This window comes from Acinetobacter colistiniresistens, from assembly GCF_024582815.1.
Lineage (GTDB): Bacteria > Pseudomonadota > Gammaproteobacteria > Pseudomonadales > Moraxellaceae > Acinetobacter.
This window is the reverse complement of the sequence record NZ_CP102099.1, coordinates 1,830,438-1,842,750: the sequence shown is the minus strand read 5'-3', so window position 1 is coordinate 1,842,750 and position 12,313 is coordinate 1,830,438. Positions and strand designations below refer to the sequence as shown.

Genomic DNA, 12,313 nt, shown 5'->3' with positions numbered 1-12,313 from the left:
GTAAAAGTAAATCGCATAATCTTCACATTATGCAAATTTATATACAAAAAAGTCGATACATGACGTAAATTGACATTCTCCTCCTAAATTTATGTTCAAATTTCGCATTAATATTTGTATCTAAATGTCAAAATAAAAAAGCCAGCATAAATGCTGGCTTTTCTGATTTGAAAAATTTTACCAAGTCACATTAACGCGTCTATTCGGAGCTAAACAGCCAACCAATTGTGCATTTGCCTTATTACCTGTACATTGCTGATATATATCAGTTTGGCTATTGGCTTGAATTTGAATACGATTTGCATCAATACCTTCATTCACCAATAATTTTGCCACTGTATTGGCACGTTGTGATGAAAGTTGCTGATTATAAGCAAACTTACCTAATGGGTCAGCAAAACCTGCAACTAAAATTGGTCCAGTTGAATTACTTTGTTTGATACGCTGTGCAATTGAAGTTACAGAACTAGAACCTTGTTCGATCGCAGCAGTATTAAAACGGTCAAAAGCAAAGAATACACTTCCAGAACGTGTACCATTTACATTTGCATCATTTGGAACTTGGTTATTCGCACCCCAAGCCATTAAGCCCTCACATGCTTCACCTTTCCAAGACAATCTTTCCGAAAGATACTTCTTATCGAAATCGACACGTAATTGGCAACGTAAATAGTCTTGGCTATTTGGCTGACGAATATCTAAAACATAGTTCCAAGTTTTTACAAAGAATACGCCTTCGCTAAATTGAGGATGGCCCAAAATGTGACGAATTTGATCTTTGGTCAGACCTGTGTCTAAACGTGCAACATTATCATATTCATAACGCTGTACTTGTTTTAAATAACTTTTCTCAACCGCTGGAAATTTAATTTCTTCTTGCTGAGCCACAACTTCTTCTTGTGCAAAAGTAGTGGTTGTTGTTAAACCGACAAAAGTTGCCATCATCAAAATTTGAATATTCTTGTTCATTTCTTTACTCACAATATCTGTTGGATAAGGAGAGTCTAGGACTCTCCTTATTGAGGGCAATTAGTCAATAATTGTACTTACACCAATACGTACCAATGGGCTACCTTGGCTGCCTAAAGCAGCACCCGTTGTCAATGACCAGCGACCATTATCTGCAGTACGACGGAACGTCACACCCACTGCATTTTGATCGTTATAGTAAGCCGCGCCGACTGCCATAGTTAACTTACCTGGCACATAAGGTGCTTGCTCAAGTGCAGCTGTCGCAGCAATACCCGCAGACATTTTGTCTTCCAAATTGTCGATACGTTTGTTGGTGTCGTAGAACACTTGTTGTAACTGATCACCAAGGTTGTTGATCTTGTTACCCAACTCTTGATTTGATTGATTCAAAGTTCCAATCGCATCATTGATATTGTTCTTACCTGTACCACCGATATTGTTGGTCGTAATACTGCCATCTTGATTAACAACAGTCTCTCCACCAATGCTGTTCTTTATACTGTTCGAGATGTTATGGATCTGGCCACCATTGAGAGCATTTTTAGTTTCGGTGCCAAAAAAAGAGTCGCGGATGCTAATAAAATCGAGTAAATTGGTAAAGATTCTGTAAATATTGATATTAAAAATATGAGACATATTTCTCATATTTGCAAAAAATACATTTAACAAATATATGATTTAAATCACAAAAACCTAAAAATGTTTTATTTTGTTTTCGTTTTGTTTTATTTTATAAAGAATGTGAAAAATAGAGTAATAGCTCCATAAGTCATAATAAAATAGTAATCAATACCCAAAATTCTCATTAATTATTGGAATAAATCATTGAATGTTTATTTGTTAGAAAAATATAAATAATACTGCGAATTTAAAATTTTACTTATAAATAACAGATTCTTTACTTTTAGAATTTACTGTGTAAATCAAGTATGATGGCTTTATCAAAACTAGTTTTTATCCTTATGAGCCATACATTAAACTCATTAAGAAAACAACTTCGCTCAGCAAGAAAGCAAGTTTCTCATTACCAACAAAAACAGGCTGAACAACAAGTTCTATTTCTACTTAGACAATCACCTAAATTTAAAGCCGCATCAAAAATTGGACTTTATTTACATGCCTTTGGAGAGCTACATACTGATAAATTGATAAAGCTTTGTTTTAAAAATAATAAACAGGTGTTTTTGCCCATGATTTGTAATATGAATCAGCATTTAGTTTGGGTAAGAGTGAGTTCTAGCCAATACTTAAATAGACGGTTTTCTCATCACCCATTCGGGATGAAAGAACCGATGGCGAGTCGCGGAAAAAATGTCTCTCATTTAGATCTACTCATCCTGCCGCTCTTGGCCTGTGACCATCTGGGAACGCGAATCGGTATGGGTGGAGGTTATTATGATCGAACGTTGGCGACGGCCAAACATCGCCCCTATCGACTCGGTCTTGCCCATGCCTTTCAATATGTAGATCAACCTTTATTAAGACAAAAATGGGATCAACCACTCAATGCTTTGCTTACCCCTAAAAAATTTCATTATTTCAAGCCTTAGCAGGTTATTTTTTCTTATTTCCGCAATGAATCTTGAGTAATTTAGTCTTTTTTTTATATTTTCTAACCCCACCCCCTTGTATTTTTTGAAATGCACATCACTATAAAAACATGGCAACACCGTTGTCACTCATTAGGAGTGCCCATGTCTGAATATATTTTAAATAATGAAACAAGCTTAGAGCCACAGGTTCCAAGTGTATTACCACTATTAGCGTTACGTGATGTTGTGGTGTATCCACACATGCAAATCGCGCTATTCGTGGGTCGTGAAAAATCGATCAATGCAGTGGATGTGGCTCGTAACAGTGACAATTTAGTATTTGTAGTTGCGCAAAAAGATTCGCTCACAGAAGAAATTGATCACGATAATCTCTATCAATATGGAACTGTGGCCAAAATCGTACAGGTTGTAAATCATGAAAATGATGAAAACTGCATTAAAGTACTGATTGAAGGTCTGCATCGTTCTAAACTTGAACGTATTATTGATGGCGAAGAATACCTAACAGCTGAACATCGTTTAAGCCCAATGACATTACCTTTGGATCAAGAGACCCAAGAGACTCGCTTAAATGAATTGCGTACCCTATTCGCTCAATATGCAGAAGCGAAACTACGTAATGCACGTGAACTCGTTGCAGCAGCAAATAAAATCGAAGACTTATTACAACTCATGTTCTTCGTTGCAACGCGTGTGCCTTTAAATATCGAAGTGAAACAAAAGTTTTTAGAACACGACGAATTTGAAGACCACTTGCAAGAGTTAATGAGCTATTTGATGAATCAATCTGCTGAACAGCAAATTGAGCAAACGCTGCATGACAGTGTAAAACGCCAAATGGAAAAGAACCAACGCGAATACTTTCTAAATGAAAAGATGAAAGTCATTCAACGTGAGCTTTCCGATATGAATGGCGGTGCTGAAGATGACGTTGCCGAAATTGAAAAACGTCTTGCTGAAGCTGATTTACCTGAACACGTCCGCAAAAAAGCTGAAGCTGAGTTTCGTAAACTGAAAGCGATGCAACCTGCGTCCAGTGAAGCGGCGGTGGTACGTAACTATCTAGAAGTGATTTTAGATACACCTTGGAACAAAGCCAGCAAAGTCAGTATTAACCTTGCGAAAGCCCAGGAAATTCTGGATACAGATCACTACGGCTTAGATGACGTTAAAGATCGTATTGTTGAATACTTGGCGGTTCAGTCTCGCGTTAAGAAACTCAAAGGCCCGATCTTATGCTTGGTCGGCCCTCCAGGGGTTGGTAAGACTTCTCTGGGTGAATCCGTTGCCAAAGCAACTGGTCGTGAGTTTGTTCGGATGGCACTCGGTGGTGTTCGTGACGAAGCTGAAATTCGTGGTCACCGTCGTACTTATATAGGTGCGATGCCAGGTAAAATCGTACAGTCATTGACCAAGGTTGGGGTGAAGAACCCATTATTCTTGCTCGACGAAATCGACAAGATGGCTCAAGACTACCGTGGTGATCCAGCTTCTGCATTGCTTGAAGTCCTTGATCCATCACAGAACAGTAAGTTCAATGATCATTACTTAGATCTTGATCTTGACCTTTCAGAAGTGATGTTCATCTGTACAGCGAACAGTATGAATATTCCTGAAGCCTTACTGGATCGTATGGAAGTGATTCGTCTACCGGGTTATACCGAAGATGAAAAAGTGAATATTGCTGAACGTTACCTTGTTCCAAAAGCAATCAAGAACAATGGCCTACGTACAAAAGAGCTAACTGTTCATGAAGAAGCAATCCGCGATATCGTACAACGTTATACACGTGAAGCCGGTGTCCGTAGCTTAGAACGTGAAGTCTCTAAAATTGCCCGTAAAGTCGTGAAAGAGGCCGTCAGCAAAAAGTCTAAAAACTTACAGATTGACGTCACTTCTGCCAATCTTCCTGAATACCTAGGTCCACATAAGTTTGACTTCGGTATTGCAGAAGATGAAGCACAAGTGGGTCGTGTCAATGGCTTGGCTTGGACTTCAGTCGGTGGTGAGTTACTCACTATCGAAGTAGCAGCAGTAAAAGGTAAAGGTAAATTCATTACTACCGGTTCACTCGGTGATGTCATGAAAGAATCGATTACCGCTGCGATGACTGTGGTACGTACCCGTGCCGATGAATTGGGAATTGAAGCATCACGTTTTGAAGAAACAGATGTCCACGTTCACTTACCTGAAGGTGCAACACCAAAAGATGGTCCATCTGCTGGTTTGGCACTGACCACTGCCCTTGTTTCGGCATTTACAGGTATTCCAATTCGTCCAGATATTGCGATGACAGGTGAAACGAGTCTTGGTGGTCGTGCGATGCGTATTGGTGGCTTGAAAGAGAAACTTCTTGCAGCTCACCGAGGTGGAATTAAACTGGTGTTTATTCCACAAGATAACATCCGCGATTTAGCCGAGATTCCTGACAATGTGAAAGAAGGACTAGAAATCAAAGCAGTGAAAAGCATTGATGAAATCCTACCTTTAGCTTTGACAGACACGCCAAAACCTTTACCGAAGACACCTATTGTGAAACCGGTAGAAGATGCGAAAGCTGCACGTCACTAAGTAAATGATTGTAAATAAAAGAGAGCTTCGGCTCTCTTTTTTTGTTACACAATGCGGTTGAAAAATAACCAATATCTTGCATAATAAAATAGAGTCGATAAAAATAAAGGCTAAATTTGACTCTGAACTCATTTTAGCGTCATCCGAACTCCAGACGGATGACACTTTGATCGCAGCTCATACGCATTTTGAGCTGCGTTTTTTATGAGTCATTTATTTGAGTCTTTTGTATTATTTATGACTAGATAAACCACGCCCTTCCGCCATAAACCAGTAACAGCGTTATAATAGCTGTCATTTCTTTAATCAAACGCGCTTATGAAAATTCGCATTCTCACCATTGGTCAAAAAATGCCGGCTTGGGTGTTAACTGGGTTTGAAGACTATTTCAAACGTATTCAACCCTTCGTGCAAACGCAAGTCATTGAGCTCCCAATGGCAAAGCGTGGGAAAAATGACTCTGCAGCCGATATTTTAAAATATTGCCAAATTGAGGGTGACAGCATTTTAAATGCACTTAAGCCCAATGAGACTTTGATCGCTTTAGAGGTGGGTGGTCGCGAACTGAGTACAGAAAAACTAGCTGACACGATGAAGCAATGGATGCTCGAAGGCAACGATATTGCGCTTGCGATTGGTGGACCTGATGGTCATTCCGAAGCTGTCCGTAAAACTGCAGCTTGGCATTGGTCACTGTCAAAACTCACCATGCCACATCCAATGGTTCGAATTCTTCTCATTGAACAGCTTTATCGTGCCATGAGTATCAATCATAACCACCCTTATCATCGGGCTTAAACTGTTCTGATTTTAGAACAATATGTTGAATTTTAAGGGATATCATTGCTGTACAGAATTTGTCAGGATAATCATATATTCCCTTTCAGGTGTTTATTTATGGACTTGCAGACTTTACCCGGATTATTTATTTCTCATGGTTCGCCCATGCTAGCACTTGATCCCGAACAAGTGGGTCCTGCACTGTATCGCCTGAGTAGCAACTTACCCAAGCCTCAAGCAATTATCGTCATGTCAGCACATTGGGAAAGCCAAGCTTTAGAAGTCAATACCTCAACACGCCCAGAAACCTGGCATGACTTCCGCGGCTTCCCACCTGAGCTCTACAATATCCGCTATCCTGCAGCGGGTGCACCCAAACTGGCAGAAGAAATATTAGCTTTATTTGCCGAAGCGGGTATTCCAGCTCATGCAAATAGTACTCGTCCACGAGATCACGGCGTTTGGATGCCGCTTTTACACATGTATCCAAATGCGGATATTCCCGTGATTGAAATTTCACTGCCTCTTTATATGAGTGCTGATGATATCTACCGTATTGGAGAAGTGCTTTCACCTTTACGAGCACGACAAATTCTGTTGATTGGTTCAGGCAGCATCACGCACAATCTAGCTGAGTTATCATGGCATGCTGATGCCGATGTACCCACATGGGCCAGTACGTTTCGCAATACTGTCGTCAGTAAACTTAGTCACCAAGATTTTGATGCTGTACTGAATTGGCCATCATTGCCTTATATTGAGCGTAATCACCCAAGCCTTGAGCATCTTGCACCACTATTCTTTGCAATGGGTACGGGTCATCGTTTCAATATTGTGCATAGTAGCTTCTCGATGGGTTCATTGGGAATGGACATTTATCGTTTTGACTAAATAACCAACTACATCACAAAATTACAAAATAGGCTTGAACCAAATAGCAGCAAGCCTATAAATCTTCTATATTTTCCAAAATTTTACAAATAGAAACATTTAACGAACTTAACTCCTAAACGGATACCATGTTCTCTTTTTAAGAATACTTTAAGCTTATGTCTGTTATTTACTTATCGTTGTTTTGAATATGAAAATCAAATATTTAGTTCTTGCATTACTTCCGCTTTCGTTAATGGCGTGCCAAACTGTGCAAAATGTGACTGATAATGTAATTTCTCAAATTAATACAACTGCTGCAAAAAACTTAGTTGAATATAACTGGACTTATCAAGGTTCTAAAGCATCAAAACCTTTGGATTTAATGCTGATCAACAACTTGCAATCCAAACAGGTTGTAATAACCAAGGTGGTACTTGGAAAATTGAAGGCAATAAAATTGTAACCTCTCCACTTGTATCTACCATGATGGCTTGTGCTGATGATTTAATGCAGCAAGAACGTTTATCTGCTGACATCTTTAGTGAGAAAAAAGTACCATTTGAAATCAGCACAGTGAATGGTCAAGCTATTTTGACTGTAACAGATAGCAAAGGTCAAAAACATGTATTTACAGGTGCAAAAGTGGCAAATAGCAATGTATTAACCAACTACACATGGTCATATCAACCTGCTGATACTAAACGCCCAATCGTATTAAGCTTCTTGGACAATGATCGTTTATCTGTAAACACAGGTTGTAACCGTCTCAACACATCATGGAAAGTTGAAAATGGTTTGATCGTTACAGGTGATGGCGCATCTACATTAATGGCATGTGAGCCAGCATTGATGAAGCAAGAACAATTTGCAGGTGAGCTTCTACAAAAACGTCAAATCGCGTTTGAAGTCAATGCAGCGAATCCAGAGCAACCAACCTTAGTGATTGCTGATGCCAAAGGTCAAAAATATACTTTTGTAGGTAAAATGACACCTGAAGCAAAATACCAGTCTGAAGGTAAAACAGTTTTCCTCGAAATTTCACCAGAAACTAAATCATGCACAGGTGTTGCACCACAAACCTGTATGCAAGTTCGTGAAATTAAATATGATGACAAAGGTTTAAAAACTTACGCAGACAAAAACTGGTCATTGTATTACGGTCAAATCGAAGGTTTTGAGCACAATCCACAACAACGTGTGATTGTACGTGTTAAACGTTTTGACATTAAAAACCCTGCTGCTGACCAATCAAGTATTGCAGACGTACTCGATATGGTTGTTGAACAAGAAATTGTGAAAAAACCATAATTTAATCGTATATATAAAAATCCGATGCTTTGTCATCGGATTTTTTATGGCAATCCCTCTTTAATAAAGAAGGATTGAGAGAGATTTTTAATAAATTCCCTGCGCGAGAATGGCATCGGCAACTTTTACAAAACCCGCAATATTCGCACCATCGACATAGTTGATCGTACCATCTTGCTGAGTCCCATATTTGACACAGTTGCGGTGAATCTCTTTCATAATCGCATGCAAGCGTTCGTCGACCTGTTCAAATGACCAGCCCAAACGATTCGCATTTTGCGACATTTCCAGACCCGAGGTTGCAACACCACCCGCATTCGAGGCTTTCCCTGGCGCATACAAAATCTTTGCTGCAATAAATTTTTCAACGGCAGCAAGCGTTGATGGCATATTGGCACCCTCTGCAACACAGATAACACCATTTGCCAATAAAGTTAGAGCATCCTCAGCACCCAACTCATTTTGAGTTGCACAAGGTAACGCGATATCAGCAGGAATATGCCACGGTGTTTTTCCTTCAAAATATTCAAAACCATGTTTCGAAGCAAATTCGGAAATACGACCACGTTGGATATTTTTCAGATCCATGACTTCTTCCAGCAACGCTTTCGTAAAGCCATTTTTTAAATAAACCGTGCCATTTGAATCCGATAGCGTAATGACTTTAGCCCCTAAGAACATCGCCTTTTCAGCAGCATACTGTGCAACGTTGCCTGAACCTGAAATCGATACTGTTTTATTGGCAAAGCTCTCACCACGGGTTTTCAGCATTTCCTCTGCAAAATATACTGTGCCATAGCCTGTCGCTTCTGGTCGTGCCAATGACCCCCCAAATGAAATCCCTTTGCCTGTGAATACGCATGAGGTGTCGTTGCTGAGTTTCTTCATCATGCCTGTCATATAGCCGACTTCACGGCCACCGACGCCAATATCTCCTGCCGGGATATCTGTATTCGAACCTAGATGTCGATATAACTCAAGCATCAAGGCTTGGCAAAAACGCATAATCTCAGCTTCAGATTTGCCTTTAGGGTCAAAATCTGCCCCTCCTTTGCCACCGCCCATAGGTAAAGTTGTTAGTGAATTTTTAAAGGTTTGCTCAAAACCTAAAAACTTTAAAATAGATAAATTAACAGAAGGATGGAAACGCATCCCGCCTTTATATGGTCCAATCGCTGAATTGTATTGCACACGAAAACCACGATTGACATGAGTCTTGCCTTGATCATCCATCCATGACACGCGGAATTGAATCACCCGCTCAGGTTCAACCAATCGCTCTAACAAACCATACTGAGCATATTTAGGGTTCTTCTCAATAAATGGCCACAAGCTGGTCATGACCTCTTCAACCGCCTGTAAAAATTCAGGCTGATAAGGATCTCTCGCTTTAACATAATCCAGAAAGTCATTTAAGCTATTGTATTTCAACATTCACCCCCGAGTGCATGAATTATCTTGGTGCGAAAAATGCACCAAAACAGGATTCTGTCCCTATTAAATACAGATTACTATTTCATCACAATATTTTTTTACATTTAACTTTTTTATCAATTAAAATCATAAACTTGAATCAGAAAATGTTCGTTATTTATATAATAAATATAAGTAAATTTAGTTTAAAAAATACCAATATTTTCATCCCACCTCTCAAGAAACTCCATTTATACATAAAAATGCACCAAAAATTTTCACTATTAGCACCATTGTTAAGCATTCCATTTTTTCTATTTTTCATTTTGATATTTGAGATTGCGTCGCCGTGCTAAAGCATTATTTGCTATACTAAGCTCCCTATTTTTTTGCTTCATTCTTGATACATGTCACCTTCTGCACAACACGCACTTATTGTCCAAATTGACCAGCTTTTACCACAGACACAATGTGGTTTATGTGGACATCGTGACGGCTGTTTACCTTATGCAAAATCAATTGCTGAAGGTGAAGAAGCAAATAAATGTGTGCCTGGTGGACAGCCCGTTGCAGATGCACTCGCAGCGTTATTAAAACGTGCTCCCCTAACAGCTGAACCGAGTGTTTGGGATATTCAAGCTGATGGTCGACCACAACGGATCAAGGCAGTCATTCGTGAAGATGAATGCATTGGCTGTACCAAATGTATTAGTGCCTGTCCTGTCGATGCGATTATTGGTAGCGGCAAATTAATGCACAGCATTTTGACTGACCTGTGTACTGGTTGTGAATTATGTATTCCACCTTGTCCTGTGGATTGTATTGATCTGGTTGCAGATACCAAGCCATTACCAACCACAGACCAACGTACAGCTGAACAGGATGATTTAAGACAGCGTTATTACGCCCATATCCAACGCGAAGAAGCACGCCGTCTCAGCCGTAAAGGGCCAATTGTTCGTGCAGAAATTGATGTTGAATTCTTTGCTCAGTTCTCTCAAGCATTGAACAATGTTCCTGTGATTACCCTGACGGAGAAACCCAAAGAAAGCACGACGTTGGATGCAAAAACAACCATTGAACTGGCTAAACTACGCACCCAAGTTAAAAAACTGGAAAAGCAGCTCAGTGTTCGTGCCGATGAGTCAAAGCAAGCACAATTGCTTGCTTTACAACAACGTTTAAATGAATTGCAGGACATCTAAATGCCCGTAAAAAATATGACCAAAAAGCAGATTCAGACTTTTTTTGAACGTTTGCGTGAACAACGACCTCATCCACAGACTGAGCTGAACTATTCCTCTCCTTTTGAGTTACTGATCGCTGTGTTGCTGTCTGCCCAAGCAACCGATGTTAGTGTCAATAAAGCAACGGATAAACTCTATCCTGTTGCCAATACCGCTCAGGCTATATTGAATCTTGGGGTCGATGGGCTAAAACAATATATCAAGACCATTGGCTTATATAACTCCAAAGCCGAAAATGTGATTAAAACCTGTCAGATCCTGGTCGATCAATATCAAGGACAAATCCCAGAAACACGCAAAGAGCTGGAAGCCCTACCAGGCGTGGGACGTAAAACAGCAAACGTCGTGCTTAATACTGCCTTTGGTCAACCGACCATGGCCGTTGATACCCATATTTTCCGTGTAGGCAACCGTACCGGACTCGCGGTTGGAAAAAATGTTTTAGAAGTCGAAGATCGCTTGATTAAAGTGATTCCGAAAGAATTTATCATTGATGCACATCACTGGCTGATCTTGCATGGACGTTATTGTTGTATTGCACGTAAACCCAAATGTGGCGAATGTATCGTTTCCGATGTTTGCAATTGGCCTGATCGATTTGAGTTTGGCGCCAATAAAACCATTGCAATAAAAAACCTCAGTTAATCCTGAGGTTTTTTTTGCTGTTGCAGTTTTGGATGCAACTGGCGGGTTTTGCCATTTTTCTTATTTTCTAAAGCTTGCTGCTGTTGTACATGACGCAGCATTTTTTGGCTTTGATATAACAAAAATAAGAGTAATACAAAACTCAGGATAACCACTAAGATCAGAACAACTTTGAGCACGGGTTTTCTCCAAATAAAAAGAGCCCTACGTTAAGAGCTCTTTTAAAAATCAATAGCTTAAATTATTTATCTAAGATTGCAAATAAATCAGCTTGAACATTTTCAATTGGACGTAAACCATCTAACTTGTCATACGTCGGCGCATTTTCACCAGAAGCAGCACGGCCTTGATAGAAGCCAACCAATTGCTCAGTTTCACTGTGGTAAGACCCCAGACGCTTACGAATCGTTTCTTCTTGGTCATCCGGACGTTGAACAAGGTCTTCACCTGTTTCGTCATCTTTACCTTCCACTTTTGGTGGATTGTAAACGATGTGATAAACACGGCCAGAAGCTGGGTGCTGACGACGACCAGAAAGACGTTGCACAATCTCTTCGTCAGGTACAGCAATCTCAATCACGTGATCAATACTAATTCCAGCTGTTTCTAATGCCTCAGCTTGTGGAATCGTACGCGGGAAACCGTCAAAGATACAACCATTTTCACAATCAGGCTGAGCAATACGTTCTTTAACCAAGCCAATAATCAGCTCATCAGAGACTAAACCACCTGACTCCATGACGCTTTTCGCTTTTAAGCCAAGTTCAGTACCTTCACGAATTGCAGCACGGAGCATATCACCGGTTGAAATTTGTGGGATATTGTAGCGCTTACAGATCAACTGAGCTTGAGTACCTTTGCCTGCCCCAGGTGGTCCGAGTAAAATAATGCGCATAAAAGAACATCCTCATTTAAAAACAATAAATCTTAAATTGAGCAATATCATACAGA

Annotated in this window: 10 protein-coding genes and 2 pseudogenes; 7 read left to right on the top strand and 5 right to left on the bottom strand. The window is 40.0% G+C overall.

The features are described from left to right. Window positions 1–177: 177 nt before the first annotated feature. Both tpgA and NQU59_RS08735 read right to left on the bottom strand, forming a co-directional pair. Window positions 178–969 (bottom strand): trimeric autotransporter adhesin/peptidogylcan-associated protein TpgA, encoded by a 792-nt coding sequence (gene tpgA / locus NQU59_RS08740; RefSeq protein ID WP_016651715.1) that lies wholly within the window; start codon window positions 967–969, stop codon window positions 178–180. 60 nt (window positions 970–1,029) lie between these two features. Then, window positions 1,030–1,509: pseudogene (locus NQU59_RS08735) on the bottom strand (YadA-like family protein); the annotation flags it as partial. Between the two features lie 425 nt (window positions 1,510–1,934). Between NQU59_RS08735 and NQU59_RS08730 the strand changes: the two are divergent. From NQU59_RS08730 to NQU59_RS08710, 5 genes and pseudogenes are all read left to right on the top strand, one after another. Next, window positions 1,935–2,522, top strand: coding sequence for a 5-formyltetrahydrofolate cyclo-ligase (locus NQU59_RS08730; RefSeq protein WP_032861984.1), 588 nt, complete (start codon window positions 1,935–1,937; stop codon window positions 2,520–2,522). A 144-nt stretch (window positions 2,523–2,666) separates the two neighbouring features. Continuing rightward, window positions 2,667–5,096, top strand: a complete 2,430-nt coding sequence (lon, locus tag NQU59_RS08725; RefSeq protein ID WP_016651711.1) for an endopeptidase La — start codon at window positions 2,667–2,669, stop codon at window positions 5,094–5,096. 318 nt (window positions 5,097–5,414) lie between these two features. Continuing rightward, entirely contained in the window at window positions 5,415–5,894 is a 480-nt protein-coding gene (gene rlmH / locus NQU59_RS08720; protein WP_005243309.1) for a 23S rRNA (pseudouridine(1915)-N(3))-methyltransferase RlmH, read from the top strand. Between the two features lie 99 nt (window positions 5,895–5,993). Next, window positions 5,994–6,767 carry a DODA-type extradiol aromatic ring-opening family dioxygenase gene (locus tag NQU59_RS08715; RefSeq protein ID WP_005243310.1) on the top strand — a complete coding sequence of 258 codons (774 nt, stop codon included), beginning with the start codon at window positions 5,994–5,996 and terminating at the stop codon, window positions 6,765–6,767. Between the two features lie 190 nt (window positions 6,768–6,957). After that, window positions 6,958–8,057, top strand: a pseudogene (locus tag NQU59_RS08710) (META domain-containing protein). Between the two features lie 87 nt (window positions 8,058–8,144). Here NQU59_RS08710 and gdhA read toward each other — a convergent pair. Further along, window positions 8,145–9,491, bottom strand: a complete 1,347-nt coding sequence (gene gdhA, locus NQU59_RS08705) for an NADP-specific glutamate dehydrogenase (RefSeq protein WP_016651708.1) — start codon at window positions 9,489–9,491, stop codon at window positions 8,145–8,147. Window positions 9,492–9,877: 386 nt separating this feature from the next. Between gdhA and NQU59_RS08700 the strand changes: the two genes are divergently transcribed. Next, a complete protein-coding gene (locus NQU59_RS08700; protein WP_005243313.1) occupies window positions 9,878–10,675 on the top strand; it encodes an RnfABCDGE type electron transport complex subunit B in 798 nt (265 codons plus the stop codon). Next, on the top strand, window positions 10,676–11,362 hold the full coding sequence (gene nth, locus NQU59_RS08695) for an endonuclease III (protein WP_005243314.1): 687 nt from the start codon (window positions 10,676–10,678) through the stop codon (window positions 11,360–11,362). Here nth and NQU59_RS08690 read toward each other — a convergent pair. Together NQU59_RS08690 and adk are read right to left on the bottom strand one after the other, a co-directional pair. Next, window positions 11,359–11,541 (bottom strand): hypothetical protein, encoded by a 183-nt coding sequence (locus tag NQU59_RS08690; RefSeq protein ID WP_005243315.1) that lies wholly within the window; start codon window positions 11,539–11,541, stop codon window positions 11,359–11,361. The two genes, nth and NQU59_RS08690, sit on opposite strands and share 4 nt — an antisense overlap. A 62-nt stretch (window positions 11,542–11,603) precedes the next feature. Then, the gene (gene adk / locus NQU59_RS08685) at window positions 11,604–12,257 is read right to left on the bottom strand and encodes an adenylate kinase (RefSeq protein ID WP_004652141.1); all 654 of its coding nucleotides are present in this window, start codon (window positions 12,255–12,257) and stop codon (window positions 11,604–11,606) included. Window positions 12,258–12,313 lie beyond the last annotated feature (56 nt).

Bases quoted from the DNA above. Each gene is read 5' to 3' on its own strand.
- lon (WP_016651711.1), top strand. From the start codon at position 2,667: ATGTCTGAATATATTTTAAATAATGAAACAAGCTTAGAGCCACAGGTT.
- tpgA (WP_016651715.1), bottom strand. From the start codon at position 969: ATGAACAAGAATATTCAAATTTTGATGATGGCAACTTTTGTCGGTTTA.
- NQU59_RS08715 (WP_005243310.1), top strand. From the start codon at position 5,994: ATGGACTTGCAGACTTTACCCGGATTATTTATTTCTCATGGTTCGCCC.
- NQU59_RS08700 (WP_005243313.1), top strand. From the start codon at position 9,878: ATGTCACCTTCTGCACAACACGCACTTATTGTCCAAATTGACCAGCTT.
- nth (WP_005243314.1), top strand. From the start codon at position 10,676: ATGCCCGTAAAAAATATGACCAAAAAGCAGATTCAGACTTTTTTTGAA.
- adk (WP_004652141.1), bottom strand. From the start codon at position 12,257: ATGCGCATTATTTTACTCGGACCACCTGGGGCAGGCAAAGGTACTCAA.
- gdhA (WP_016651708.1), bottom strand. From the start codon at position 9,491: ATGTTGAAATACAATAGCTTAAATGACTTTCTGGATTATGTTAAAGCG.
- rlmH (WP_005243309.1), top strand. From the start codon at position 5,415: ATGAAAATTCGCATTCTCACCATTGGTCAAAAAATGCCGGCTTGGGTG.
- NQU59_RS08730 (WP_032861984.1), top strand. From the start codon at position 1,935: ATGAGCCATACATTAAACTCATTAAGAAAACAACTTCGCTCAGCAAGA.